We start from the raw sequence: 26579 nt of genomic DNA on the forward strand, positions 1-26579 counted from the left end.
CCGTCATCGGCCGCTGTGGGCCGATGACCGGGAGTTTGCCGACCAGCTCCATCCCCGACGCCGTCGTCGGGAACCGATAGCTAAATGATAGACCTCGCGCGTACTGCCAGAAGGATCGATAGCGACCGACGAGAACCACGAATCCAATACTGTCAGAAATAGTTATTATGACTGATGTCAATACTACGACCGCGTGGCAATATGAGTGATCACATATGAGTGAGGCTGGCGACGAACCGACCGACCAGTTCACACAGCCCGACAGCGGCGGCCCCACAGTCGAGTTCTACGGCGGCCGCGGGATGAGTGCGTTCCCGATCGCCTTCTTCATCGTCTGGGCCATCGTCCAGACTGCCCTCTGGCGGATCGGCGATACCGGCGGACTCATCGTGGGCATCCTGGTCGGGCTCATCGTCGGGATGTTCTTCGCCCGAGGCGACTGGAAGCACTACGCCAACACGATCTTCGAGGGGATGACCCAGCCCGTCGCGGTGACGGCGATCGTCGCGTGGATCTGGGCCGGTATGTTCGCCCAGCTCCTGCAGGACGGCGGCTTCGTCGGCGGACTCGTCTGGTTGGCCGACACTGCCGGCGTCGGCGCGGCGCTGTTCCCCGCGATCACGTTCGTCCTCGCGGCCGTCTTCACGACGGGGATCGGGACCGGCTACGGTGCAAGCATCGCGTTCGTCGGCCTCTTTTTCCCGGCCGGCGTGTTGCTCGGTGCGAACCCCGTCCTCCTGTTCGGTGCGATCCTCTCGGGGGCGATCTTCGGTGACAACTTAGCGCCCGTCAGTGACACCACGATCGTTAGCGCTGTCACCCAGGACGCCGACATCGGGGGCGTCGTCGCCTCCCGGTTCAAATACGTCATCATCGCTGCCGTCCTCGCCTTCCTCGGCTACGTCGTCGCCGGCGGTGCGATGGACGGCATCGAGGTCGGCGCACAGGCCCAGGAGATCTTCCTCGAGGAGAGCGACGCGATCGGACTGGTTCACGTCATCTCGATGGCCGCCGTGATCGGGACGGCGATCGCCGGCCGACACATCGTCGAGGCGATCTCGTGGGGGATCGTCGTCGCCGTCGCCTTCAACCTCGTCTTCGGCCTCGCGGGCCTCGGCGACATCGTCATGTTCAACGCCCCACAGGATGCGCCGCTGGCCGGTCCGCTCGAGTCCCTGCCGATCCTGACGATCGTCGAGGACCCCGACGCTGTCGGCGTCGGCGGCAGCCTGATGAACGGCGTCGCCGGCTTCCTCGAACTCTCGATCCTCGTCTTGCTGATCATCGGCGCGGCCCAGATCATGATCCGCGGCGGGGCCTTCGACGTGTTGCTCGAGTGGTCGATCGAGAACCTCGCGACGAACGTCCGCAACGCCGAGTTGACGATGGTCGGGACCGCGGCGCTGATCAACGCGATCATCACGATCAACACCGCGGCCGAGGTCGCGATCGGCCCCTACATCTCGAAGATCGGCGAGCGGTTCAACCTGAACGGCTACCGCCGGGCGAACATCTTAGACGGCCAGACCGCGGCCATGGGCTACATCTTCCCGTGGTCGGGCGGGGTGCTGGCCGGCTACTCGGCGATGCAACAACTGCCCGACGACTACAGCTGGTTCGAACAGTCGATGCTCGTCACGCCGATCGACGTCGTCCCCTACGTCTTCCAGGGCTGGCTACTGGTGGCGGTGTTCATCGTCGCGGCGCTGACCGGCTTCGGCCGCGAATACCTGATCGACCGCGAGAGCGAGGAGGTGGCACGCGTATGAGCATCTTCGGAAAGTACCTCACAGGCTGGACGTTCCGGGCGAACCGACCCTCCCTTGAGGTAGGGAGCGAAATAGACGTCTTCATCTCCGAGACCAACGGCTCGGCAGGACGGGCCTACATCGGCGACACCGAACTGCTCGTCGAGGGAGCCGGACCCGAGACCGTCGAGAAGCAAGTCCGTGTTCGCGTGACCGACTTCGACGAGACCACGGCAACGGGCGAGGGCGACCTCGTCGAGGTCGTCGGCGAAAGCTCGTACAGCGGCTAACCGTCCGACTCGAGCGTGACGGCCTCGTCGGCCGCGTTTCGCAGTGCATCCGAGCGGCCGTACGACCCCGGCGCGATCGCGTACGTTTTGACGCCGCGGGTACCCGCGTGTTCGAGGACGGGTTTAAAGTCGGTATCGCGTGAGGCGATCGCGAGCCGGTCGATCGTAGCGTCGCCGGCCAGTGCGGTCGCGTCGACCGCGAGTTTGACGTCGACGTCGCCGCTGGTGACGATCACTTCGAAGCCGCGGGCTTCCGCGGCCTGAATGAGGCCGGGTGTCGCGTGTTCGTCGAGGTAGAGACGGATGACGCCGACGCGGCCGAGTTCGCCGGCAGCGTCCCGGAGGTCGTCGAGATCGACATCGAACTCGTCGCGGAAGACGTTCGGCCCGTCGACGAACAGCCCGACCGTCGGCTCGGTTTCGGTATCGGGCGCGAGACGGGTACGAACGCGGTCGAACATAGTCAGTTGCCCGCTCTTTCCCGTGCCTGGAGATAGGTGTGGCGAAACGCAACCGTCGCCGCTATTCCCATCGACTCGAGCGGCGTCCCGATCGCGATCGGTTCGAGATCGTGAACGGGCGAAAAATACACTCCTCTTCCACCATAGATAAATTCTGGTTGAGTTTATAATCTTCCACAACGGCGAGACAAACGGACCGCGATGGTGGTTTCTACCAGTAATAACTCCCCCATGAGAAGTGGTATTAGTATATTTATAATTTATATTAACTCCTAATAGATTTAAAAATCATTTAGTGGAAGAGTGTAATCTCATCAGTTGCGTCATGACAGAAGATAACTACTCTGGCGTGAATCGACGATCGGTCCTCGAAGCAGCCGGTGCGTTCGGTGCGATTCTCGGTCTCAGCGGCATTACGTCCGCAACGCCGGGTCGTGAACCGGGGCCGAAAAAAGACGAACTGATCGTCGGTGTCGATGCCGACGTATCGGACATCGAAGCGGCAGTCGATCCGAAACTCCCGAGCAACGCGACCATCGTACACACGAACGAAACGCTCGGCTACGCGTCGGTAGAGATAGCCGACGAAGCCTCCATACAGGCCAAGGAAAACGTCCAGCGAAACCTCATGGACGTCAACGAGGTACAGTACACGGAGGACAACGTCACGTATCACGCACTCGAGGCCGAGCCGCTCGGGTCGGGAACCGACGACGAGACGACAGACGCACGAGGGAGTGCATCACCACTGTACACGCCGAACGACCCGAGCTTCGGGAGTCAGTACGCGCCACAGCAGGTCAACTGTGAGGAAGCCTGGGAGGAGACCCTCGGCGATCCGAACGTAACGATCGCGATCGTCGATCAAGGGATCCAGTACGATCACCCGGATCTCGCGGAAAACATGGACGGCAGCGTCTCGAACAACGGCAAGGACTTCGTCGACGGCGACGGTGATCCGTATCCGGCAGACGCGAGCGAGAACCACGGGACGCACGTCGGCGGAATCGCCGGCGGCGGTACCGACAACGGAACGGGCCATGCCGGCATTTCGAACTGTTCGCTCCTCTCGGCCCGCGCGCTCGGGTCCGGTGGCGGCGGGTCGCTCTCGGACATCGCCGACGCGGTCCAGTGGTCGGCCGATCAGGGTGCCGATATCATCAACATGTCCCTCGGTGGCGGCGATGCGACGAATCTCATGCGACAGGCCTGTGAGTACGCACAATCGCAGGGCTCGTTGCTCGTTGCGGCTGCCGGCAACGATTCCGGCAGCCCCGTCTCGTATCCGGCCGCCTACGACACCGTGCTAGCCGTCTCCTCGCTCGACGAGGGCGAAACGCTGTCGGACTTTTCGAACGTCGGCCCGGAAATCGAACTGGCCGCACCCGGTGGCAACGTCCTCTCGTCGATCCCCTTCGACGACTACGACACCTTCAGCGGCACCTCGATGGCGTCGCCGGTCGTCGCCGGCGTCGCCGGACTGACGCTGTCGGCCTGGCCGTCCCTCTCGAACGACGAGTTGCGGACACACCTCCACGAGACGGCCGTCGACATCGGTCTGGACGCTACCGAACAAGGAAACGGTCGCGTCGACGCCGCGAACGCCGTCACCACCGAACCCGGGACGACTCCCGATCCGGATCCGGACCCCGAGCCCGGCGACTGTGGCGACGAAGTGAACACGGCCAGTAAGGACGGCCAACTCAGCGGTGGCTGGTGGGGCAATCCGAGCGACACCTACACCTACACACTCAAGACGGCGAACCCCTGCAGCGCTACCGTCACCCTCGAGGGGCCGGCGAGTGCGGACTTCGATCTCTACCTGACTCTCGACGGACGGACGCCAACGCGGCAGGACTACGATAAACGGTCGGCCAGCAACGACTCGAGCGAATCGATCGACGTGGACCTCAGCGGCGACGAGGAGTTCGGCATCCTCGTCAGGCGATACAGCGGCAGCGGTTCCTACACGGTTGGCGTCGAAGAACTGGGCAAATAGAGCCGCTCAGGACGGAACCGCGATCAGAACGCCGTTCGACGTCACCGATCGAGACCGGCCGCTGACCGGTCGGAGTCCGTCGAAACCGCGACGGCGTTTCTCGCGTGCCGGTCGGTTCCCGTAACCGGCCGACTTCATATATTCGATCACTATTAGCAGATATTATTTCATCCAATCATTATCGCCGCGGTTATTTCGAGAATAAATCAGACGAAGTTCGATAAGAGTTTACTAATTTCAGGGAGTGATGACTGTCGTCCCATGACACCGAACGGTCCCCCGGACGACACCGCAGAGCCGACCTACGACCGCCGGTCGATCCTGTCCGGCACCGGCGCGATCGGGCTCGCCGGCCTGCTCGGCTCGAGTACCGTCACGAGCGCGACGCCGGGTCGCGATCCCGGACCGCGGACGGACGAGATACTCCTCGGCATCTCGGCGGGTGCCGACGACGTCGCCGCCGAGGCACGCAGTGCCATCCCCGGCGACGCCGAGGTGGTCCATACCAACGAGACGATCCGCTACGCCGTCGTCGAGTTCCCGTCTGCGGCCCCCGACCGTGCCCGCGAGCAGTTCATCGACGCGGTCACTGCCTCGCCGGCGGTCGAGTACGCCGAACCCAACGCGACACTCCAGTCGCTGCTCGAGCCCAACGACCCCTACTACGGCTATCAGTACGCCCCCGAACTGATCGGCTGCGAGCGGGCCTGGGAGACGACCCGTGGGGACGAGGACGTCGTCATCGCGGTCGTCGATCAGGGGATCCAGTACGATCACCCGGCGCTCGAGGAGACCATGGACGAGCGGATCGGCAGGGACTTCCTGAACGGCGACGATGATCCCTACCCCGGCCGCGGCGGGGACCACGGCACCCACGTCGGCGGTATCGCCGCCGGCGGGACCGACGACGGCACTGGCCACGCGGGGATCAGCGACTGCTCTCTCCTGTCGCTCCGGGCACTCGATGCGGACGGCGTCGGCTCGCTGTCGGACATCGCCGACGCGATCCAGTGGGCCGCCGACGCCGACGCGGACATCGTCACCCTCTCGCTGGGCGTCGACGGCTCCTACCGAACCCTGACTGCGGCCTGCGAGTACGCGGCCGATCGGGGCGTCCTGCTGGTCGGTGCTGCCGGCAACGACGGCAGCGACCGGGTCTACTCGCCGGCCGCCGAGGACAGCGTCGTCGCCGTTGCCGCCGTCGACGACGACGATTCGATCGCCTCCTTCTCCAACACCGGCCCCGAGATCGAACTGGCCGCGCCGGGCAGCCGCATCGTCTCGAGTACGACCGGCGGCGACTACGGCCGGATGTCCGGCACGTCGATGGCGACCCCGGTCGTCGCCGGCGTCGCCGGCCTCGCGCTGTCGGCCCATCCCGACCTCTCGCGATCACAACTCCGCGATCATCTCCGCGAGACGGCCGTCGACGTCGGCCTCGCGGACGACCAGCAGGGGTACGGTCGGGTCGACGCGGCCGCCGCCGTCGAAACGGACCCCTTCGGGGACGACGGCGGCGGCAGCGAGGACGAGCCCGAATCCGACACCGGCAACTGCGGCGACGAGACGGTTACAGCGAGCGCGAGCGGCTCCCTCGACGGCAGCGGCTGGTGGGGCGAGAGCAAACGGTACGGCTATTCGCTTCGCACCGACGACCCCTGCTCGATCACGATCGATCTCGAGGGCCCCGCTCGGGGCGACTTCGACCTCTACGTAACCACCGACGGCAGTAGACCCACTAGATGGAGCCACGACGAGGCGGCCGCGGGTGCGGGGACGAGCCCATCGCTCACGCTCGCCCTCGAGGGCGACGAGTCGTTCGGGATTCAGGTCCACGCTGACAGCGGCAGCGGGGCGTACACGCTTCAGGTGGAAGAACGGGGTCGATAAGGAGCGCCCGCGAACGACCGCCTCGAGCCGAACTGGAACGCAACGGGCGCCTCCGCCCGGTTTCGGGCGCTACTCGAAGACGAAGTAATCCCGTTCCTCGCCCTGCACGGAGATCCACTTGGGCTCGGTGAGTTCCTGCGTGATCCACTCGCCGTGGTAGCGTCCGAGGCCGGACTGCTTGACGCCGCCGAAGGGCGCGTTGTGGTCCTCGTTGATCGGCTGGTCGTTGATGTGGACCATGCCCGCTTCGACGCGGTCGGCGAGGTCGCGAGCCCGCTCGGCGTCCTCGCAGAAGACCGACGCCGAGAGGCCGTACTCGGTGTCGTTCGCCAGTTCGGTGGCCTCGTCGTCGTCCGAGAACGGAATGACCGGCGCGACCGGACCGAAGTGTTCGTTACAGGCCGTCGGCATGTCGTTGGTACAGTCCGACAGCACCGTCGGCTCGACGAACAGCCCGTCGGCCTCGCCGCCGGTCTCGAGGGTCGCGCCGTCCTCGAGCGAGCCCTCGATGAACTCGACTAAGTCGTCGCGCTGGGTCTCGTTTTGCACCGGGCCGAAGGTGACGTCCTCGTTCTCGGAGGGATCGCCGATGACGAGCGACTCGGCGTGGTCGACCAGCAGGTCGACGTACTCGTCGTAGACCGACTCGTGGACCAGATGGCGGTTGATCGAGATACAGACCTGCCCCTGATGGAAGAACGACCCGAACGCGCCGGCGCGGGCGGCCCGCTCGAGGTCGACGTCGTCGGTGACGATGAAGGGGGCGTTCCCGCCGAGTTCGAGGGCCGGCAGCGCGAGGTTCTTGCCGGCCTGCTCGGCGACGCCCTTACCGACGGGCGTCGAGCCGGTAAAGGAGACGACCCGCGGCGTCGGGTGGTTGGCGATCCGGTCGCCGATCTCCGAGCCGCGGCCGGTGACGACGTTGACGACGCCGTCGGGGACGCCCGCGGCCTCGCAGAGCTTCGCGATGAGCAGCCCGCCGGTGATCGGCGTGTCCGTCGCCGGCTTCAGGACGACGGTGTTACCCAGCGCGATCGCGGGCGCAACGGCCCGCAGGGAGAGATGCAGCGGGAAGTTCCACGGCGAGATGACGCCGACGACGCCGACCGGCTCGTAGACGATGTGGTTGTCCTTGTCGTCGACCGACGGGGAAGGGCGGACCTCCTCCTCAGGCGGCTCTAACTCCAGGGACATCTCGACGTCGCCGGTCGCAGTGGCGAACTCGCCCATAGCGCGATAGCCCGGAGTGCCGGCCTCGGTCGCGAGCAGGCCGGCGATCTCCTCGAAGCGCGCGTTGAGTTCGTCCAGCAGGTTCTGGACGATTTCGTTGCGCTCCGCTCGAGGGGTCGCCGCCCAGTCGGACTGGGCCGCCTCGGCCGCCTCGTAGGCGGCGTCGACGTCCGCTTCGGTCCCCGCGGGTACTTCCGTAAACACTTCCTGTTTCGCCGGGTTCTCCACGGGGATCGTCTCGCCGCCGGTGGCGTCGCGCCACTCGCCGTCGATATACAGCTGGTTCCAATCGGCCTGCGGCTCGAGTGTCGGCGCACTCATACTGTACCCCGGATACGTTATTTCCGAACATATGTTTTCGGCAACCGGAGACAGTAGCTCGTATCGTTGTAACCCGAATCGGTTACCCGTCCGGACCGGGGTCGGTTTCGACACCGAGCCGGCGTCATGCGTCTCCTCGCGCCGCGGGCGATCGCCCGCGTGTTCGGTCGACGAAAAGACATTACTACTCCGCGGATGACGGTGTGAATATGCCGCTTCAGACGCCGCCGTTACGTGGGTTACACGACGAGTACGGGGCGAAGTTCACGGAGTTTGGCGGCTGGGACATGCCGGTCGAGTTCGAGTCGATCCGGACCGAACACGCGGCCGTCCGGGAGGGCGTCGGGATCTTCGACGTCTCACACATGGGCCAGCTGCACGTCACCGGCCCGGACGCGACCGAGCTGATGCAACGGCTGACGTCGAACGACGTCTCGCGGCTCGCGGTCGGCGACTCCCAGTACGCGACGATCACCGACGAGGACGGGATCATCATCGACGACACCGTCGTCTACCGGCTGCCGGACGGTGACGGCAACGCGACGGACGACGCCGACGGCGACCCGACCTACCTGTTCGTCCCCAACGCCGGCACCGACGAGGCCACCCACCAGCGCTGGATCGACTACCGCAACGAGTGGGACCTCGAGGCGACCGTCGACAACCGGACCGACGAGTACGCCATGTTCGCGGTTCAGGGACCCGAGGCGGTCGCGTTGGTCGATGACGTAACCGAGGAGTCGGTCGCCGATCTCGAGCGCTTCGAGGCCCGGTACGCGACGATCGAGGGCGTCGACTGCTGGACGGCCCGGACGGGGTACACCGGCGAGGACGGCGTCGAACTGATCGTCCCCTGGGCGGCCGCCGAGGAGATCTGGACCGCCTTCGACTGCCAGCCCTGCGGACTGGGCGCTCGCGACACGCTCCGCATCGAGGCCGGCCTGCTGTTGGCCGGACAGGACTTCCATCACGACGACGACCCGCGGACCCCCTACGAGGCCGGCATCGGCTTCACCGTCGCGCTCGAGACCGAGTTCGTCGGTCGGGACGCCTTAGCAGAGATCCACGAGCGGGGCGTCGAAGAGCGACTGGTCGGCTTCCAGTTGATCGACCGCGGCGTCCCCCGGCACGGCTACGACATCACGAACTCCGAGGGGCGGGTCATCGGCACCGTCACCAGCGGCACGATGAGCCCAACGGTGGAGCAGCCGATCGGGCTGGGGTACGTCCCGGTCGAGTACGCCGAGCCGGGGACGACGCTACAGGTGGTCGTCCGTGGCCAGTCGAAAAAAGCAAGAGTTGAAACCACACCCTTCATCGATACAGTATGAGCTTCGACGTTCCCGACGACAGACGGTATTTGGAATCACACGAGTGGGCGCTCGAGACCGACGGCGTCGTCCGCGTCGGTATTTCCGACTTCGCACAGGACGAACTCGGCGACGTGGTCTTCGTCGAACTCCCCGACGAGGGCGACGACCTCGCCCAGGAGGCGGAGTTCGGCGTCGTCGAATCGATCAAGGCCGTCTCCGACCTCTATGCACCCGTCGGCGGCGAGGTCGTCGCGATCAACGACGACCTCTTCGACGCCCCCGAACTCGTCAACGAGGACCCCTTCGGCGAGGGCTGGATGCTCGAGATCGAGCCCGACGATCCCGACGCCCTCGAGGCGCTGCTGACCGCCGACGAGTACGAAGCACAGATCGCCTGAGACGGGGGCGTTCGGCGACCGGGAGCCCGCGCTATTCGATCGAAACCAGACTGTCGAGGACGCCGTCCAGTTCCGCGTTCGTCACGGCCAGCGAGTAGCCGTCGATGCGGGCGAGTTCCTTCGCGTGATCCCAGAGGTCGTCCTCCTCGAGCCCGTGGAGGATGACGGCGTTCGGCGTCGGGTTGACCACTCGCAGGGCGATCCCGACGCCCTCGCCCTGCGTGACGTTCGTAAAGACGAGAACGCGGTTCGTACTCTGGCCGTAGAGCCGAAAGAACTCCTCGCTCGAGAGCCGCGTGATCGCCTCGATGCTGTCGATGACGGTGTGGCCGCTGACCCGGTCGGTGCCGCTCGAGGCGACCTCGGTCGCCTCGAGGTCGTCGTGCAGCCGCTCGAGGGGGATCGAGGTGGCGTACTCCCGGAGGTCGTAGACGACGTCGCTCTCGAACCCCGCCGAGAGGACTCGACCGTACTGGCGGATACGCTCGCCGCCGCGGCGCTCGTCGATCGCGAGCAGTCCCTCGACGAGTCGGCCGACGACGCCGATGCCGGGGCTCTCCCGGCGGCCGCTCTCGTAGTCGGAGATGACCGAGGAGGAGACCTCGAGTTCGGTCGCCAGATCGGTCTGGGAGACGTCGAAATCGGTGCGCCACTTGCGCAGCGTCGCGCCGGGGTCGTCGCTCAGCGTGATCTCGCCGGCGATCTTCTCCGCGAGTTCCCGTTTGGGTCCGCGTCCGCTCATACCCGACGGTCGCCCGGTCGGTCCAAGTAGCTACCGGAGACGACCGCGGGCCGGCCGCTCGTTCCCTCGAACCGGAGTCGATCGACCGACTACGCGATACCGGGAGCGACCACGGACGTATTTGTGGCCGGTGTTCGAAGACGGGGTATGAGCTGTCGACCGATCGACGCCCCGCCGACGAGCGAATGAGGGGGTACTATCTCCGATACCTGCAGGTCCTCGTTCGGTTCCTCCCGATCGCGGTCGCCTTTCTCCGGGACCGCCGGCGGTTCCTCGTGTTCGGACCGCCCAGACGGGTCGCCGAGGCCACCCACCGGGAGCGTGCCCGTCGGTTGACCGAGACGATGGTCGATCTCGGACCGGCGTTTATCAAGATCGGCCAGGTGCTGTCGACCCGCCCCGATCTCGTGCCGCCGATCTACGTCGAGGAGTTCGCGACGTTGCAGGACGAGATCCCCGAAGACGCCGGCGGCGATCCGTTGACCGTCGTCGAATCGGAACTCGGCGACGACCTCGATCTCGAGACGCTCGAGCCGGTCGCCGGGGGGTCGCTGGCGTTCGTCTACACCGTCGACTACGAGGGCGACCGGATCGCGCTGAAGGTCCGCCGGCCCGGCCTCGAGCCGATGATCGAGCGGGACCTCCGCGTCGTCAGGGGGCTCGTCCCGCTGCTTCGGGCCGTCGCCGACGAGGACCAGCGCTACTCGATCGAGAACGTCGCCGACGACTTCGAGGCGATCGTCCTCGAGGAACTGGATTTCGAACGCGAGGCCGAGATCATGCGGACGATCGCGGACAATTTCGCCGACGACGACCGGGTCCGCATTCCGGCGACCTACGACGCCCTCTGCTCGGACCGGATCGTCGCGATGGAGTACATCGAGGGGACGAAGATCACCGACGAGGACGCGCTCGCGGAAGCCGGACGCGATCGGACCGAGATGGCCACGCTGCTGGCCCGCACGTATCTGAAGATGGGGCTGGTCGACGGCGTGTTCCACGCCGATCCACACCCCGGCAATCTCGCGGTGACGGCGGAGGGCCGACTCGTCGTCTACGATTATGGCATGAGTCGGCGACTCACCGAGGCCGAACAGGAAGACATCACGAGCCTCTACCGGCACCTCGTCCGCCGCGACATCGACGGCCTGCTGAACACGCTGATCGCGCTCGAGGTGTTAGATCAGTCGGTCGATCGAGCCGCTGTCAGGCAGGTCCTCGAACTGGTGATCGACAACCTCGAGGGGCGGTCGGAGATCACCTGGCGACAGATCATCACCGAACTGTTCTCGACGCTTCAGGAGTTCCCGTTCCGGATCCCGCCGAACGTCATGTTGCTCGTCCGGGTCGGGACGGTCGGCGAGGGCGTCTGCCGGAGCCTCGACCCCGAGTTCGACTTCATCGCGGCCACGCGCTCGTTCCTCGTCGACCACGGGTTCATCGAGAGCGAGGTCGACGCGCTGCTGGCGGACGTCCGGACCGACCTCCGCGAGTCGGCCCCCGTTCTGGCGCGGGCTCCGTCGCGGTTCGATTCCGTCTTCGGCCAACTCGAGCGCGGCGAACTGGTCGTCAGGACCGAGCCGGTCGAGCCCAGCGACGGCGGTGATCCGGCCGTCGGGTACGCCGTCGTCGCCGGGTCCCTGTTGCTCGCGAGCGCCGTCTTGACGTTCCATCCGGAACCGCTCGAGATCGGAAGCGCCGTTCTCGCGCTCGTCTTCCTCGGGCAGTACGTTCGCCACCGACGAGCGGGGTAGGGACGACCGAGGCAACGGCGGCGACACCGGCCAAACAATCAAGCCCCCGCGGTTCGAGTCGCCGAGATGTGCCATCGACGGTCGTCCACGTCGCGTTCGCGGGACTGATCGGGATCGCCTTGCTCGGCGACGAGTTCGATACGAAGGCGATCCTGCTCGTGATGGGCGCGAGCGCGCTGCTCGATCTCGATACGCTGATCGGCATCGTCGTCCCGGGGACTCACCGCGCGGCGTTGCACAACCTCTGGATCGTCCTTCTTCCCGCCGCTGCCCTGTTGTGGGACACCCGATACCGCGAGGAGTCGCTCGTCCGGAAGCGGTGGGGCGTGTACGGCCATCGCCTCGCGTGGACGACGCTCGCCGCGTTGCTGTTCGCGCACGTCCTCCTTGACGCCTTCTTCAACGGCGTCAACCTCTTCTGGCCGGTCCACGACCGGTTCTACGATCTCTCGGGCGAACTCCTCGTCACGGATCAACGCGGCCTCGTCCAGACGTTCGTCGAACTCGAGGGCAGCGGCATCGCCGAGACTACAGCGCGGGGCACGACCGAGGACACCCACTACCGGACCGGCGTCGATCCGACGCGAGACGAGCCTGCAACGGGGGTCGAACGGATCTTCCCCATCGCGGCGACCGGCGAGCGATTCGTCCTCACTATCGCGGGGCTCACCGCAGTCGCCGTCCGAATCCTCGAGGACCAGCAGGCGGACTGACCGGGCGGCGGCCCGACGGGACCCGACGCCGCCGAGGGCTCGATGCGATGTCGCCAGTCACTCGTGTTCGGACGGCGGCTCCGTCGTCTCGACGCGGTCGCGCAGCCACTCGATGGCCGCGTCGGCCGTCTCGAGGTCGGTACTCGAGACGCGGATCCGTCCCGGCCGATGCTCGCTGCGCGGATAGCTGCCGACCGCCACGTCGAACCGCTCGGCGACACCCTCGAGGGCATCGTGGAGCGAGCCCTCGGGCGCCGGCGTGTAGATCGTCCGAGCGACGGCGTCGCCCTGAAACTCGTCGGCGACGGCCTCGAACATGGCCTGCATCTCGTCGGGGATGCCCGCGAAGACGTAGACGTTCTCGACGATACAGCCGGGGGCCCATCCCTCGTCGATGACGATCGGCGTCGCGCCCTCGGGGATCGAGGCCGCCGCGTCGATGTCGAGTTGCAGGTCGTACTCCTCGATCAGGTCGGGGTTCTCGTCGCGGAACGCGGCGGCTTTCTCGACCAGCCGCTCGCGGATCTCGCCGTGGACGACGAACGCCCGGTTCAGGCCGTCGGCGACGGCCTCGACGGTCACGTCGTCTGGTGTGCCGCCGATACCGCCGGTGACGATCACGGCGTCGAACGCGTCGCTCCAGCGGGCGACGGTGTCTGCGATCAGGTCGCGGTCGTCGGGGATCGTCAGGATCCGCTCGACGCTGCTGCCCCGTTCGGTGATCCGCGCTGCCAGCCACGACGCGTTGGTGTTGGTCGTCGACCCCGCGAGGATCTCGTCGCCGACGGTAACGATCGCGACGTTCATGGGCGGCGTTGGGACTCCGTGCAGTTAGCCGCTCCGGGATGTGACCGCCGGGCCGGCGGCGGGGCCCTCCCTCGAGTAGCGGGCCCGTCTCGCCCGTAGCGCCACGGTTTTGACAGCCCTGTTCCAAGTGTCCGTATGGTAGTATTCAGCGGCGATCGGACGCCGACGGAACTGGCTCGCTCGGGATCGCTCGGGTGGAACCGATGGTAGACCTCGCCTTCTCGGTCGGGCGGCTCCTCTTCGCGTTCTTCCTGGTCTTTCTGAACGGCTTTTTCGTCGCGGCCGAGTTCGCCTACGTCCGGATCCGACCGACCCAGATCGAGGCCCTCGTCGAGGAGGGACGGCGGTCGGCGAAACTCCTGCAGGAGGCCGAGGAGAACCTCGACGACTACCTCGCGACGACCCAGCTGGGCATCACGATCGCCTCGCTGGGGCTCGGGTGGGTCGGCGAACCCGCGATCGCCTCGCTGCTCGAGCCCGTGCTGGGGCCGGTCCTGCCGGCCGGAACGTTGCATCTCGTCTCGATCGCGATCGGATTCAGCGTCATCACCTTCCTGCACGTCGTCTTCGGGGAACTCGCGCCGAAGACGCTGGCCATCGCCGACGCCGAACGCATCGCCCTGCTGGTCGCCGCGCCGATGAAGTTCTTCTACTACATCTTCATCCCGGGAATCATCGTGTTCAACGGGACGGCGAACTTCTTCACGCGCCTGCTCGGCGTCGCGCCGGCCTCGGAGCGCGACGAGAGCCACAGCGAGGAGGAGATCCTGCGGATCGTCGCCAAGTCGGGCGAACAGGGCGTCGTCGACACCGACGAGGTCGAGATGATCGAAGCGGTGTTTGATCTCGGCGACACGGTCGCCCGCGAGGTGATGATCCCCCGACCGGACGTCGTCACCGTCCGCGCCGACATGCCCCTCTCGGAACTCCGCGGGGTCGCCGCCGGCGGGAACTACACCCGCTACCCCGTCGTCGACGACGACGCCGACGAGCCCGTCATCGGGTTCGTCCACGCCAAAGACGTCCTCCAGGCCATCGAAGCCGCCAACGGGGAAGACACGACGGCGGCCGAACCGACCGCACGCGACCTCGTGCGGGACGCGATCATCGTCCCCGAAACGCGCCGGATCGACGGCATCCTCGCGGAGTTTCGACGGCAGGACGCCCAGTTGGCCGTCGTCATCGACGAGTGGGGCGCCTTCGAGGGGATCCTGACGATCGAGGACGTCATCGAGGAAGTCATCGGCGACATCCGCGACGAGTTCGACGCCCCCGACGCGGAGGCGTCGATCGACGAACTCCCCGACGGCCGTTACGCCGTCGACGGCGGCGTCACGCTCGAGACGGTCAACGAGACGCTGGGCACCACGCTCGAGGGCGAGGCGTTCGACACCGTCGGCGGCCTGGTCCTGAGCCGCCTCGGCCGCGCGCCCGAGGTCGGCGACTCGGTCGCGACCGACGGCTACGAGGTCACCGTCGAGGAAACCGAGGGGACGCGGATCTCGCGGGTGATCGTCGAGGCGACCGCACCGGCCGAAGAGTCGGCGGGCTGATCGGCCGCCGGCCGATTCGATCCCGTCCGATCCGGGGACCGTCATCGAATCCGACCGACGCCACTCCTTTTGCTTCCGACGTGGTGGCCTCCGTATGAGCTACCCGACGCGCGCCGTCGTCAGTCGAGGTGTCTCGCGATGAGCCACGACACGAACGACGGACCCGGCTCCGTCGACGACTCGAGCCACGAAACCCGATCACCGACGGTCGACGGGCGGGACAACGACGACGAACCAACGACGATCGAACGGGCCGACCGAACGATTACGTTTCACTCCTGTTCTCGAGCGACGGTGACCGGCGACTTCGAGGACGGCGATATTGCCTACGCGAACACCGGCTTCTACGACGACGGGCTGTTCGGGGACACGATCCTCGAGGACGGCGTCGCCGTCGGCGACGACGTCGACGCGCCGTTTTCGGGGACGGTCGTCTTCGAGATCGGCGACGAACCGGGCGTGACCGTCGAGTCTGATCGCGTCGTCGTCGGGGTCCCGGACTACGGGAGCGACGGGACCGCAATCACGTCGCTGACGACCCAGCGGGCGGACTACCGGATGGGCGCGCCGACCCACGAGCATCCTCGGGCAAGTGAGTGCCTCGAGGCGATCGGCCCCGAGTAGGCGAGGGCGGCCCGGACCCGGAAACCGATCGGCGACGAGTACCGCTCCGCAACCACTAAACGCGACTCACCCCAACCACGGGGCAATGACCGACTGGACGGAGAAGTACCGCCCGACGACGCTGTCGGAGGTACGCGGCAACAACAAGGCCCGCGACCAGTTAGCGGAGTGGGCCGAGACGTGGGACGACCACCGCGAGTCGGTGATCGTCCACGGCAGCCCCGGCGTGGGGAAGACCTCCGCCGCCCACGCGCTGGCCAACGACATGGGGTGGCCGGTGATGGAACTCAACGCCAGCGACAGCCGGGGGGCCGACGTCATCGAGAAGATCGCGGGCGAGGCGTCCAAGAGCGGTACCCTCACCGCCGGCGAGTCGGGACGACGGCTGGTCATCTTAGACGAGGCCGACAACTTCCACGGCAACGCCGATTACGGCGGCTCGCGGGAGGTCACCCGCGTCGTCAAGGACGCCAATCAGCCGATCGTTCTCGTCGCGAACGAGTTCTACGAGATGAGCCAGTCGCTTCGCAACGCCTGCGAGACGATCGAGTTCCGCGACGTCTCGAAGCGCTCGATCGTCCCCGTCCTGCGGGACGTCTGCCGGCGGGAAGGCATCGAGTTCGAGGAGGAAGCCCTCGAGAAGATCGCCGAGTCGACCAGCGGCGACCTGCGCTCGGCGGTCAACGACCTGCAGGCGGTCGCCGAGGAGGCCGAACGCCTGACCGTCGACGACGTGGTGACCAGCGAGCGCGACACGACCGAGGGGATCTTCGACTTCCTCGACGAACTCATCAAGGAGAAAGACGCCGAGGGCGCACTGCGGGCCTCCTACGACGTCGACGAGACGCCCGACGACCTGCTCAACTGGATCGAGGACAACGTCCCGAAGGACTACGCAGGCGCGGAACTCGCCGACGCCTACGAGTTCCTCTCGAACGCCGACCGCTGGCTGGGGCGGGTACGCGCGACCCAGGACTACTCCTACTGGCGCTACGCGACCGACAACATGACCGCCGGCGTCGCCGCCTCCCGCCGAGGCGACAAAGGTGGTTGGACCCGCTACGGCCCGCCGAGCTACTGGTCGAAGCTCGGCCGGACGAAGGGGACCCGAAACACCCGCGATTCGATCGCCGAGCGTATCGCCGAGCGGGAGGGCGCAAGCGTCGCCACCGTCCGTCGGGAGATCCTCCCGTTCCTCTCGGCGATGACCCACCACTGCAAGAACCGCGACCTGACCGTCCGGATGGCCGCCGCCTACGACCTCGACGAGTCGGAGGTCTCCTTTATCACCGACAGCGGGAAAGACACCAACAAGGTCCAGTCGATCGTCGCGGACGCCGAGGAACGGAGGGCGGAACTTGCCGTCGAACACTCCGGCGACGCCTTCTTCGAGGCCGACCGCTCGAGCGGGGACGCGCCGGCGGAGGCCGACGCCGACGACGGCGAGAGCCAGCAGCCCCTCGCGGCGTCGGACGCCGAGGACGAGAGCGAGCAGGCCGGTTCCGAGGGCGGCGACGACACGGCGACGGTCGACGAACCCGACGACGATCAGTCGGGACTGAGCGACTTCATGTGACCGCTCGCGGCCGGCTGCGGCCACCGACGACGAGCCGTACTCGTCCCGATATATCAATCAGACGACTAATCGATACTATTAGGTCGATAAACGGTGAGACCCTCTCTTGGTGATCGGTCGAATGACAGACCTCAACAGCTGCCCGCTCTGTGCCGAATCCTACGACGACCGCAACGGGCTTCGAGTCCACCTCGAGGTGGAACACCGGAAATCCGAGATCGTCAGCCGCCTCGTCGATCTCGACGCGGCGGTCGCCGACGGGTCTCCTGACGAGCGAGCGACCGCGGCCGACGACGAACCGCCGGCGCCGACGGCCTGAGAACGTCGTCCCGATCAGTCGTCGACGGGGAGCCGGTCGCGAAACGCCGGTGACAGCGCATCGCAGACGCCGGCCGCGAGTTCCTGCGGGGTCGCGGTTTCGTCCCCGAGCGGCGGCACCGTCTCGACCGCGTGGCCGGTCATCCGCGCTAATTCGTCGGGATTCGTCCGTTCCGCGAGCGTCTCGCCCGCGTACTCGTTGACGACGACGCCGCGGACGTCGATTCTCCGGTCCTCGAGGGCGTCGATCGAGAGCGCGGTGTGGTTGAGCGTGCCCAGCCCCGAGCGCGTGACGACGATCGCCGCCGCGTCGAGGTCGTCGACAAGGTCGATCACTTCCTTGTCGCCGGCCAGCGGCACCCGGAGCCCGCCGATCCCCTCGACGATCGGGACCGGCGTCGCGTCGATCTCGCGCTCGCAGGCCTCGCGGATCGGCTCGTATGCGAGGTCCTCGTCGGCGACCGCGGCCGCGACTCGCGGGGCCAGCGCCGGCTCGAGAAAGCGCGGACAGGTGGCGGCCTCGGGGTCGTCACAGGCCGCGGCGACGAACTCGGCGTCGTCGTCGGGCGGGTGGCCGGTCTGGGCGGGCTTGATCGCCCGCGCCTCGTGTCTGTCCTCCCGGAGCAGCCGGGTGAGGCCGGCCGTGACGACCGTCTTTCCGACGCCGGTGCCGGTGCCGACGACGGCGAGTGGCCGACTCATAACAGCCCCACCTCTTCGCCCGCGGCCTGAAAGGCCTCGAGGCAGGCGATGATGTCGTCTCGATCGTGTGTAGCTATCGGGACGACGCGGATCCGGCTCGTCCCCTCGGGGACCGTCGGCGGCCGAATCGCCGGCGCGACGACGTCGCGTTCACGGACCCCGTCGGCGAGGGCGATCGCGTCCCGCCGGTCGCCGACGACGACGGGGAGGATCTGGGAGTCACCCCAGACCTCGAACCCCATCGACTCGAGGCCGTCCCGGAGGTGGGCGACGTTCTCCCAGAGCCGCTCGCGCGCGTCGCCGTGACGGGCGACGTGGAGCGCCTCGCTGGCCGCCGCGGCAGCCGGCGGCGCGAGGCCGGTCGAGAAGACGAACGACCGCGCGTCGTTTAGCAGGCACTCGATCAGCGCCGAACTGCCGGCGACGTAGCCGCCCTGGCTCGCCAGCGCCTTCGAGAGCGTCCCCAGCTGGATCTGGACGCGGTCCTCGAGTCCTTCGGCCTGGACGACGCCGCCGCCGTCGGCGTAGAGGCCGGTCGCGTGGGCCTCGTCGACCATCACCCATGCGCCGTACTCCTCGGCGGCGTCACAGATCGCCGACAGCGGCGCGACGGTGCCGTCCATGCTGAACACCGAATCGGTGACGATCAGCCACGACTCGTCGGCCGGCTCCCGGCCCTCGCGAGTCGCACGCTCGACTCGTTCCTCGAGTCTCGCTTGCAGGTCCGCGGCGTCGCAGTGGTCGTAGACGACCGTCTCGGCGTCGGCGAGCCGGCAGCCGTCGATGATGCTGGCGTGGTTCAGCTCGTCGGAGAAGACGACGTCCGGCTCGAGGGCGGCGATCGTGCCGACGTTGGCGGCATACCCCGAGGAAAAGGCAAGCGCGCGCTCGGTCCCTTTGGTCTCTGCGAGCTGGCGTTCCAGGTCCCGGTGAACCAGTGTATCGCCCGTGACGAGCCGGCTCGCACCGGCACCGGTGCCGACGGTCGCGGCCGCCTGCCGGGCGGCGTCCTGGACCCGCTGGTCGTCGGTCAAGCCCAGGTAGTTGTTCGAGGCGAAGACCAGCGCCTCCGCGCTGTCGAGGACCGGGAGGTCGCCGCCCGAGGGCTCGGCGAAGTAGCCGCGCTCGGCGACCCGGTCGACGGGCGAGAGGGCGCGCTTCAGATCGTGTTCCTCGAGGGCGGCGAGTCGCCCCTCGAGGTCGAACCCGCGGTCGGCCATTCGGGTGGATGGACTCAGCGCCACGATTTGACTCTCACGGTTCGGAACGGACGTCTGGTTCGGCTCGGGGACGGCTCGAGCCGGTTGATACACGGCAGTCTCGGGAATCGTCTCGTCTCATTCATAAAAACGGTCGGAGCGAACGTCGGCGTTCAGAAGCCGGGCATTAGATCTGCAGGGCCGAAGACGCCGTACTCGCCGGCGCGATTACGCCGGACGCCCGCTTTCAGGTACCCCAGCGCGGGCCCGTTGACGTTTGCCTCCATACTCGTCTCGTCGCCCAACTGGAAGGTGTTGGTCGCCGTCTCGCCGTCGAAGGTACGACCGGTCACGCGGACCGTCGTCGTCGTCGGCTTCTCGTCGTTGCGCACGTCGAGGATCCCGCCGACGGTGACGTCTTCGGCGTCACAGACGCCCGCACGCTCGAGGAGGACGTCGTCGGCGTGTTCCATGTCCTCGAACTCGATGACGCCGTCGTGGTCGTCGATGATCGCCTCGATCTCCGCGTCGGAGAGGTCGCGGGCGGTCTCGATGTCGTACTCGGGGAGGTGTGCGATGTCCTCGCGGACGGTGCCGCGGTTGTCCTCGTAGCCCGATTTGAGGCCGACACCCCAGTGGATGTCGACGTCGGTGACCTCGACGAACGACTGGGCGGCCAGCGCGGCCGCACCGGTCAGCAGGCCAGGGGTCGCGCCCGCCCCGCAGATGAACGTGATACCGCTCTCCTCGAACTCGTCGCTGCGGTCGTCGAGCATATCGATCACGCGCGAGCGCTTGAGGACGTCGATCATCACGCCGGCGTAGCCGCCCTCGGCGAACCGGTCGGCGGTCCGCGGGATGAAGTCGTGTTCGTAGTTCGGCAGGGCCAGCAGGACCGCGTCGATCCGGTCGCCGTGGTCGATGATCTCCTGAATGGAGTCCTCGCTGGGGCGGGCCTGACTTGAGGCAACGACGCCCCTGTCCTCGCCGTGTTGTTTGATGCCGCCCTCCGCTGCGGTTGTGCCACCGTCCGTCGCCACTTCGTTGTCGATGTTGCCTTCCGTCGCCGCCAGCAGTTCGTCCACGTCGAGGCCGTCGAAATCGACGGCGACGCCGTGGCGGTCACACGCCGCGACGGGCGTCAGTGCGTCCTTGTGCTGGCTCACTTCGAGCGCTCGTCGGCCGATGCCTCCGGTTCCGAGTACCGCAAACGTGATTTCGTCCATAGGTGTCGATGTGCTGAATTCGTCGTGCCGTTAGTCGTCGCTCGGTTCCGCTCCCGTACTCGCCGTTTCACTCGAGGAGTCGGCGGCCCCGCTGTGGCGGGCCTTGACTTCTTCGGGGTCGAAGTCGTTGGTGCCTCGGTTGGGCTCGAGTCCCGCACGCTCGATGATCTCGATGTCGTCGCCGGGCGACTGCCCCTCGGTCGTGAGGTAATCGCCGGTGAGGAGGCCGTCCGAGCCGGCCTCGAGCGGCAGGTGCTGCTCATCGGGTGCCAAGTTGACCTCGCGGCCGCCGGTCAGGCGGACCCGCGACTCGGGGTGAAGCAGTTTGTAGACCGCGACCGTCTTGACGATCTCTTCGGTCGTGATGTCGACCCCCTGCTCGGCCAGCGGCGTCCCCGCGACCGGGTTGAGGACGTTGACCGGCAGCGAGGAGATCCCGATGTCCTGCAGGGCGATCGCGGCCTCGACGCGATCGGTCGGCGTCTCGCCCATCCCGAGGATCACGCCCGCACAGAGGTCCATCCCGGCCTCCTTGGCGACCTCGAGGGTCTCGACCCGATCCTCGAAACTGTGGGAATCGACGACCTCGGGGAAGTAGTTCGGGGAGGTCTCGATGTTGTGATTGTAGTGGTTGATCCCCTCGTCGGCGAGGATCGCGGCCTCCTCCTCGGTGAGTATCCCGAGGGAAGCGTCGACCTCGAGGTCGCACTCGTCGCGGACGAGGCGGATCGACTCGAGGACTTCCTCCCACTCCTCAGGGCGGTGTTCCTTCGAGACGCCCTTCTCGGCGACGACGATGCCGAAGCGCTGGGCACCGTCGCGTTCGGCCCGCTTTGCGGCCTCGAGGACCTTCTCGGGCCCGAGGAAGCCGTAGGTGTCGATGCCGGTGTCGAAGTGGACCGACTGCGCGCAGAAGCCACAGTCCTCCGCGCAGTTGCCCGCCTTCGCGTTGACGATCGAGCAGGCGTCGACCGTGCCGTCACCGAAGTGATCCCGCACGGCAGCACCGGCCTCGGCGAGCGCGTCGGTCGGCTGGGCCATCAGCGCGAGCCCGTCGGTCCGATCGAGGCGTTCGCCGGCCATGACCCGCTCGAGTGCGTCGTCGACCGTCTCGTTGCCAGTCTCGTAAACCACGATTCGAATAGCGGTTGACGAGACTATAATGATTGTGGATTCTCACCGTGGGTGAAACGTACGCCCTCCCCTCGGAGCGACGCGACCGATCGGTGGGCCGCTCGTCCGGATTGCTGGAAGATTTCCCGGCGTAACCGCGACCTGGGCGGCGGTTGCGCCGGAAACGACCCACAGTAACCCGTCTCAGTCGTCGTCAATGACCCGGGCCGAGATCGCGTACGCCTCGCCGTCGTAGTGGTAGTAACGGGTGTCGTCGACTCCGAATATCGGCGTCACAGCGTTGTACTCCTCGAGTCGAACCCGGTCGGCGTCGTACTCGCGGGCCAACACGATGGCGTCCCGTAACTGATCGTTCCGCAGGAGCGTTTCCCTGATCAGTTCGGTTCCCTCCACGTCGTCGTCCGTCCGGACGAGTTCGTACGCACCCAGTCGTGTGTCGTCGTCCTCGGGAGCCACACGATCCGAACTCGCAACGATGACGTCGCCCGCCCACTCGACGCTCGTGATCGCGTCCGTCGTCGTCAGCGACAGGGAGTCGGTCTCGAGGTCAAATCGGGCACAGAACCCGACCGAGCCCTCAGCGGGGCCGTCGTCGAAGTCCACGTCGGTGCCGAAGACGTACTCGCCGCCACCGAGACCGGCGATCGGATCTGGCTCGGCGACGCCGTGGCCGCCGATCGGTCGCCCGTCCTCGATCCCATCGTTATCGACGCTGAGGTCCCAGGCGAAGTTGTCGCCCGGTTCGAGGGTGTGTGCCGGCTCGTTTATCCCTCGTGGCGCGACGTAGTGCCAGCGGCCGTCGACGCGTTTGTGGAGTTGCCACGCGTACGGGTTGTACGAGAACCCGCCGCTCGACTCGTTGAACAGCGTGAACGTCAGTCGCTCGGACTCGGTGATCGACGCGGCCGACGGCTCGAGGTAGATCGCGGTCTCCCCGGGGTCGATCTCGTCGAACGCGACGAGCCGATCGACGTCGTAGTCGGGATAGCCGTTGGGATCGGTTCCCGACGGTGGGAGCGTCCGGTCGTCGTCCGGAAGCGGCGTGAGGTCGTCGTCCGGACTCGAGTCGTTCGCGGGCGACTCGTCGTCACCGGCGAGACAGCCGGCGAGTGCCATGCTACCGATCGCAGCGAGGAGGGAGCGGCGCGGGCGGCGCATGACCGTTCCTGCAGACGGAACTGGTAAGTATTTTGTCGGTATTCGGCAGTGGTTTCGGGGCGTCGTCGCGGCCAGGAGTCGGTCGACGACCGATCGGTCCCACTCCGACGGGACGACCCGCGTCGGATCGATGACGGTGTCCGAGCGCAACAGCGACCGCAGCGTTCACATCGATTTCCCAACTTTTGTATAGTGATGCATGGTGACATACAGTATGGTTGTTAGTATCTCTGAGGAACACTTCGAGGACGTACCGGATTTCGACTACGAGCCCCAGTACGTCGACGTCGGCGAGTTGGACATGGCCTACGTGGAAACGGGCGGCAGCGAGGGCAACGGCGATGCCGAGGAGACCTTTCTCTGTCTGCACGGCGAGCCGACGTGGTCGTTTCTCTACCGCAAGATGATGCCGACGCTGGCCGAGCGTGGCCGCGTCGTCGTCCCCGACCTGATCGGCTGTGGCCGCTCGGACCGGTACGAGGACCGCGACGACTACACCGTCGAGATGCACTACGACGCGCTCCGGACGTTCGTCCAGGAACTCGAGTTGACGAATATCACGCTGGTCTGTCAGGACTGGGGCGGCCTGCTCGGCCTTGCGCTCGCGGCCGACGAGCCCGAGCGCTTCGCCCGTCTCGTACCGATGAACACCGGCCTCCCCGACGGGACCCAGGAGATGACCGACACCTGGCACGCCTTCGCCGAGATGGTCGCCACCGCCGAGGACCTCGATATCGGTGAACTGGTCGCGAACGGCTGCTATCGAGACCTCTCCGAGGACGTGATCGACGCCTACCGCGCGCCGTTTCCCGACGAGCGATACATGGCCGGCGCGCGAACGTTCCCCGGCCTCGTCCCGCAGTCGCCCGACGATCCCGGCGCCGATCTGTTCGCCGACGCACGGGACCGACTCGCGGCGTGGGAGAAACCCGCGTTCGTCCTGTTCGCGAAGGAAGACCCGATCACCGCCGACAACCGCGATCCGCTACGCGGGCTGCTCCCGACCGCGAGCGACCAGCCCGACGTCTGGATCGACGAGGCGGCGCACTTCCTGCAGGAAGACGCTGGCGAGGAGATCGCCGACCGCATCGTCGACTTCGTCGACCGGACCTGATCCGGCCACCGAACCGGGGGCCGACCACGCGAAACCGGGTCCGACCCGACGGCCGACGACTACTGGCGGTCTTCGAAGAACTCCCGGAGCAGCGGATACCACGCACCGCAGACCGCTCCGAACACCAGCAGTGCGTAGAACGCACCCCAGTGTCGGTGCGGAACCGGAGACGCGGTCGCGGTAACGAGTCCGAACACGAACGGCACTCCGTAGGCGATGACGGCGACCCACAGTACGACGCCGTACGCAGTCCCCAGGCAGGCACAGAGGAACGGGTTCCGATAGCTCTCCGCGAGCGGACGCGGAACGCGCCGTCCCATCCGCAGGCGGTTCACGAGCGCGACGAACGGCCCGGCGGCGAGGACGCTGTGACCGAACACGAGCGTCCACTCGTTGACGACCCCCTCGAGTCCGTAGACGGCGGCGACCGTTCGAAGGTTCCCAGTCGCGTGTAACACGCTACCGAGAGCCACGCCGGCGATCAGCGCGGCCGTCACCGTCGTGAGAACGGTGACCGGTGAGAGAACCCCACCGCGCCGTGATCGTCTATAAGCCATGAAAACCAGTCGAAACTACACCCATAATAATTTTCCTGATTTCTAGACAAATGTCTAGTTTTATGACGAAACATAGCCAACCATCGAACAGGCCCCGTCGATCAGGGTCGAACCGCTATCGCGGCGTCTCCGATCCCCACTTCTCGAGAGTCGTGCCGGCCATCGACGCCTCGACGGATTGGCGGAGCGCTTTCGCGCCCGCGTGGGTACCGTCGGGGTGCCCGTGAACGCCGCCGGTCTGGACGATGATGTCGGTCCCCAGCGCCTCGAGCAGTTGATCGACGACGCCGGGATGGAGCCCACCGGAAGCGACCGGCAGGACCGGCCGCAGGTCGTGACAGTCATCCGTGAGCCACTCGTTGATCCCCGGCGTGTCCTCGTTCGCGAGTTTCCCCAGCCCTGCAGTGCCGGTGTGGATGTTCGCCGACGGCGAAGGGACGGCCGAATCCACGTCGATCACTCCGAAACCCTGATTCTTCGAACCAGATCCCGAACTGGCGTTTCACTGGACGATTGTCCACCCCGTTTCCGTCAGACGCTCCCGACGGCCAGTAGAGTAATCAGACAGCAATATCGTCCGCCGCGACTGAAAAAATTCCAAAAATTAAAGTCGCGTGATAATCCATTGATAGAGAGCGAGCGTATGTACGATAGTACGACGGACATCACTCCGGGCGAAGGCGCGTTCGAGACGGGCTCGAACGCCGACGACCACCTCGGAGACCTCGAGGCGGCAGCCGAGTCAGGCGACGAACACGCGTCCGGAATCGACGCCGCCGAGGACCGGACGGCGGCGGATGTCTTCGATCAACTCCGAGACGACGCCGACGTGGGTGGGACCGACGACATCCTCGCCGACGAGAGTCCGGACGACATCATCGCGAGCGCGAACGACCCCGAGCCGGAGACGGAGACGGTCGACGACGCGCTGCTGGCCGACGACGACGAACTCACGGACCTCCTGCTGACCGGCCGCTCGACCGACGGCGAGGGCGAATTTCACTGGGTCGATCCCGATGGCTCGGGGGGGTCGACGGCGACTGCTGGTTCCCAGTCGGCGTCGGATGCGGAGTCGACACCGGCCTGGGAAGCCGGCGGGACGGACCTCGACGACGTCTTCGGCGATGCGGTCGACGATAAGGGGGCCGCGTCCGAACCCGACGACGCGGCCGAATCGGGAGCTGCCGACGGCGCGGCGGACGAGTCCGAGACCGGGGCAGACACGGCCCTCGAGTTCGACGATGCGTCGACCGCTCCGGAGACGGACACGTGCATCGAGGACGAGCCCGACGCCACGATGTCCACCGAATCCGAACCGTCGTCCGAGGGCGACTCGGCTCCCGGGACAGACGACGCGAGTTCGGACGACGACGTCGCGGTATCGCCGGCGGACACCGAGACCGAGGTCCCCCTCGAGGACGCTGGCGCCAATACCGCCACGAGCGAGAGCGACGCCGAGAACGGTGCCGACCCCGACCTCGCGGACGGCCGCGAGGGGACCGCGACCCGCGCCGACGATGTGCCCGACGCGATCCCCTCTCTCGGAACCGACGACCGGGATACCGCCGCGAACGAGGGCGACGGTCCGACGGACGACGCCGACGAATCCACGGCCGAGGACGACGGATCGACGACGGATTCCGACGGCTCGAGCGGACCGCTCGCCCGGCTCCGATCGGCGCTGAACGGGTTGTTCTGATCGCTCGCTGCCGTCGCTTCGCCCGCACAGTCCGGCGGATCGTCCCTTTTTCG

At 66.7% G+C, this 26579-nt stretch carries 24 protein-coding genes and 1 pseudogene; 14 read left to right on the forward strand and 11 right to left on the reverse strand.

Translation table 11 applies throughout. From position 1 onward, the window contains the following. The first annotated feature begins 215 nt into the window (after window positions 1–215). Window positions 216–1769: a Na+/H+ antiporter NhaC family protein gene (locus ACSBP4_RS03915; protein ID WP_006650613.1), complete on the forward strand. Its 1554-nt coding sequence runs from the start codon at window positions 216–218 to the stop codon at window positions 1767–1769. Further along, on the forward strand, window positions 1766–2038 hold the full coding sequence (locus ACSBP4_RS03920; RefSeq protein ID WP_006650612.1) for a DUF7513 family protein: 273 nt from the start codon (window positions 1766–1768) through the stop codon (window positions 2036–2038). The genes ACSBP4_RS03915 and ACSBP4_RS03920 overlap by 4 nt, the downstream gene beginning before the upstream one ends. On the opposite strand, the gene ACSBP4_RS03925 is transcribed toward ACSBP4_RS03920, so the two are convergent. Continuing rightward, window positions 2035–2499 carry an NYN domain-containing protein gene (locus ACSBP4_RS03925; RefSeq protein WP_066296176.1) on the reverse strand — a complete coding sequence of 155 codons (465 nt, stop codon included), beginning with the start codon at window positions 2497–2499 and terminating at the stop codon, window positions 2035–2037. The two genes, ACSBP4_RS03920 and ACSBP4_RS03925, sit on opposite strands and share 4 nt — an antisense overlap. 325 nt (window positions 2500–2824) lie before the next feature. Here ACSBP4_RS03925 and ACSBP4_RS03930 point away from each other — a divergent pair, with 325 nt between their 5' ends. After that, a complete protein-coding gene (locus ACSBP4_RS03930; RefSeq protein WP_049905927.1) occupies window positions 2825–4498 on the forward strand; it encodes a S8 family serine peptidase in 1674 nt (557 codons plus the stop codon). 261 nt (window positions 4499–4759) lie between these two features. Beyond that, complete coding sequence (locus ACSBP4_RS03935) at window positions 4760–6388, forward strand: S8 family serine peptidase (RefSeq protein WP_435551419.1); 1629 nt, start codon at window positions 4760–4762, stop codon at window positions 6386–6388. Between the two features lie 69 nt (window positions 6389–6457). Here ACSBP4_RS03935 and ACSBP4_RS03940 read toward each other — a convergent pair whose 3' ends face one another. After that, the gene (locus ACSBP4_RS03940) at window positions 6458–7939 is read right to left on the reverse strand and encodes an aldehyde dehydrogenase family protein (protein WP_435551421.1); all 1482 of its coding nucleotides are present in this window, start codon (window positions 7937–7939) and stop codon (window positions 6458–6460) included. 209 nt (window positions 7940–8148) lie between these two features. On the opposite strand from ACSBP4_RS03940, the gene gcvT reads away from it, so the two are divergent. Together gcvT and gcvH are read left to right on the forward strand one after the other, a co-directional pair. Further along, on the forward strand, window positions 8149–9270 hold the full coding sequence (gene gcvT, locus ACSBP4_RS03945) for a glycine cleavage system aminomethyltransferase GcvT (RefSeq protein WP_006650607.1): 1122 nt from the start codon (window positions 8149–8151) through the stop codon (window positions 9268–9270). Beyond that, entirely contained in the window at window positions 9267–9650 is a 384-nt protein-coding gene (gcvH, locus tag ACSBP4_RS03950; RefSeq protein ID WP_006650606.1) for a glycine cleavage system protein GcvH, read from the forward strand. Before gcvT ends, gcvH begins: the two co-directional genes overlap by 4 nt. Window positions 9651–9681: 31 nt before the next feature. Here the strand turns inward: gcvH and ACSBP4_RS03955 are convergent, their stop codons facing one another. Beyond that, on the reverse strand, window positions 9682–10392 hold the full coding sequence (locus ACSBP4_RS03955) for a helix-turn-helix domain-containing protein (protein WP_006179333.1): 711 nt from the start codon (window positions 10390–10392) through the stop codon (window positions 9682–9684). A gap of 185 nt (window positions 10393–10577) precedes the next feature. Between ACSBP4_RS03955 and ACSBP4_RS03960 the strand changes: the two genes are divergently transcribed. Together ACSBP4_RS03960 and ACSBP4_RS03965 are read left to right on the forward strand one after the other, a co-directional pair. Then, a complete protein-coding gene (locus ACSBP4_RS03960; protein WP_435551422.1) occupies window positions 10578–12146 on the forward strand; it encodes an ABC1 kinase family protein in 1569 nt (522 codons plus the stop codon). A gap of 68 nt (window positions 12147–12214) precedes the next feature. After that, complete coding sequence (locus ACSBP4_RS03965) at window positions 12215–12859, forward strand: metal-dependent hydrolase (protein WP_435551423.1); 645 nt, start codon at window positions 12215–12217, stop codon at window positions 12857–12859. Window positions 12860–12916: 57 nt separating this feature from the next. Here ACSBP4_RS03965 and ACSBP4_RS03970 read toward each other — a convergent pair whose 3' ends face one another. Next, window positions 12917–13666, reverse strand: coding sequence for a competence/damage-inducible protein A (locus ACSBP4_RS03970; RefSeq protein ID WP_435551424.1), 750 nt, complete (start codon window positions 13664–13666; stop codon window positions 12917–12919). A 203-nt stretch (window positions 13667–13869) separates the two neighbouring features. On the opposite strand from ACSBP4_RS03970, the gene ACSBP4_RS03975 reads away from it, so the two are divergent. The 4 genes from ACSBP4_RS03975 to ACSBP4_RS03990 all read left to right on the forward strand — a co-directional run bounded on the left by ACSBP4_RS03975 (window position 13870) and on the right by ACSBP4_RS03990 (window position 17738). After that, window positions 13870–15219 carry a hemolysin family protein gene (locus ACSBP4_RS03975; RefSeq protein ID WP_049966595.1) on the forward strand — a complete coding sequence of 450 codons (1350 nt, stop codon included), beginning with the start codon at window positions 13870–13872 and terminating at the stop codon, window positions 15217–15219. Between the two features lie 138 nt (window positions 15220–15357). Next, window positions 15358–15843, forward strand: coding sequence for a hypothetical protein (locus tag ACSBP4_RS03980; RefSeq protein WP_435551426.1), 486 nt, complete (start codon window positions 15358–15360; stop codon window positions 15841–15843). 85 nt (window positions 15844–15928) lie between these two features. After that, a complete protein-coding gene (locus ACSBP4_RS03985) occupies window positions 15929–17419 on the forward strand; it encodes a replication factor C large subunit (RefSeq protein WP_435551427.1) in 1491 nt (496 codons plus the stop codon). A gap of 121 nt (window positions 17420–17540) precedes the next feature. Further along, window positions 17541–17738 (forward strand): hypothetical protein, encoded by a 198-nt coding sequence (locus tag ACSBP4_RS03990; RefSeq protein WP_049966592.1) that lies wholly within the window; start codon window positions 17541–17543, stop codon window positions 17736–17738. Window positions 17739–17752: 14 nt separating this feature from the next. Here the strand turns inward: ACSBP4_RS03990 and bioD are convergent, their stop codons facing one another. The 5 genes from bioD to ACSBP4_RS04015 all read right to left on the reverse strand — a co-directional run bounded on the left by bioD (window position 17753) and on the right by ACSBP4_RS04015 (window position 23156). Further along, window positions 17753–18439 carry a dethiobiotin synthase gene (gene bioD / locus ACSBP4_RS03995; RefSeq protein WP_435551428.1) on the reverse strand — a complete coding sequence of 229 codons (687 nt, stop codon included), beginning with the start codon at window positions 18437–18439 and terminating at the stop codon, window positions 17753–17755. Then, window positions 18436–19659 carry an aminotransferase class I/II-fold pyridoxal phosphate-dependent enzyme gene (locus ACSBP4_RS04000; protein ID WP_435551429.1) on the reverse strand — a complete coding sequence of 408 codons (1224 nt, stop codon included), beginning with the start codon at window positions 19657–19659 and terminating at the stop codon, window positions 18436–18438. Before ACSBP4_RS04000 ends, bioD begins: the two co-directional genes overlap by 4 nt. Window positions 19660–19811: 152 nt before the next feature. After that, window positions 19812–20864, reverse strand: a complete 1053-nt coding sequence (locus ACSBP4_RS04005; RefSeq protein WP_435551430.1) for a transcriptional regulator — start codon at window positions 20862–20864, stop codon at window positions 19812–19814. Between the two features lie 30 nt (window positions 20865–20894). Beyond that, window positions 20895–21998 carry a biotin synthase BioB gene (bioB, locus tag ACSBP4_RS04010; protein ID WP_435551431.1) on the reverse strand — a complete coding sequence of 368 codons (1104 nt, stop codon included), beginning with the start codon at window positions 21996–21998 and terminating at the stop codon, window positions 20895–20897. A 183-nt stretch (window positions 21999–22181) separates the two neighbouring features. Beyond that, the gene (locus tag ACSBP4_RS04015; RefSeq protein ID WP_435551432.1) at window positions 22182–23156 is read right to left on the reverse strand and encodes a hypothetical protein; all 975 of its coding nucleotides are present in this window, start codon (window positions 23154–23156) and stop codon (window positions 22182–22184) included. A 214-nt stretch (window positions 23157–23370) separates the two neighbouring features. Here ACSBP4_RS04015 and ACSBP4_RS04020 point away from each other — a divergent pair, with 214 nt between their 5' ends. Next, window positions 23371–24270 (forward strand): haloalkane dehalogenase, encoded by a 900-nt coding sequence (locus tag ACSBP4_RS04020; protein WP_435551433.1) that lies wholly within the window; start codon window positions 23371–23373, stop codon window positions 24268–24270. 59 nt (window positions 24271–24329) lie between these two features. On the opposite strand, the gene ACSBP4_RS04025 is transcribed toward ACSBP4_RS04020, so the two are convergent. Further along, window positions 24330–24827, reverse strand: a complete 498-nt coding sequence (locus tag ACSBP4_RS04025; protein ID WP_435551434.1) for a hypothetical protein — start codon at window positions 24825–24827, stop codon at window positions 24330–24332. Between the two features lie 115 nt (window positions 24828–24942). After that, window positions 24943–25248, reverse strand: a pseudogene (locus ACSBP4_RS04030) (RuBisCO large subunit C-terminal-like domain-containing protein); the annotation flags it as partial. Between the two features lie 222 nt (window positions 25249–25470). Between ACSBP4_RS04030 and ACSBP4_RS04035 the strand changes: the two are divergent. Beyond that, window positions 25471–26526: a hypothetical protein gene (locus ACSBP4_RS04035; protein WP_435551435.1), complete on the forward strand. Its 1056-nt coding sequence runs from the start codon at window positions 25471–25473 to the stop codon at window positions 26524–26526. Window positions 26527–26579 lie beyond the last annotated feature (53 nt).

It is taken from the genome of Natrinema sp. CGMCC1.2065 (assembly GCF_051225675.1).
GTDB classification, from domain to species: Archaea; Halobacteriota; Halobacteria; order Halobacteriales; family Natrialbaceae; genus Natrinema; species Natrinema thermotolerans.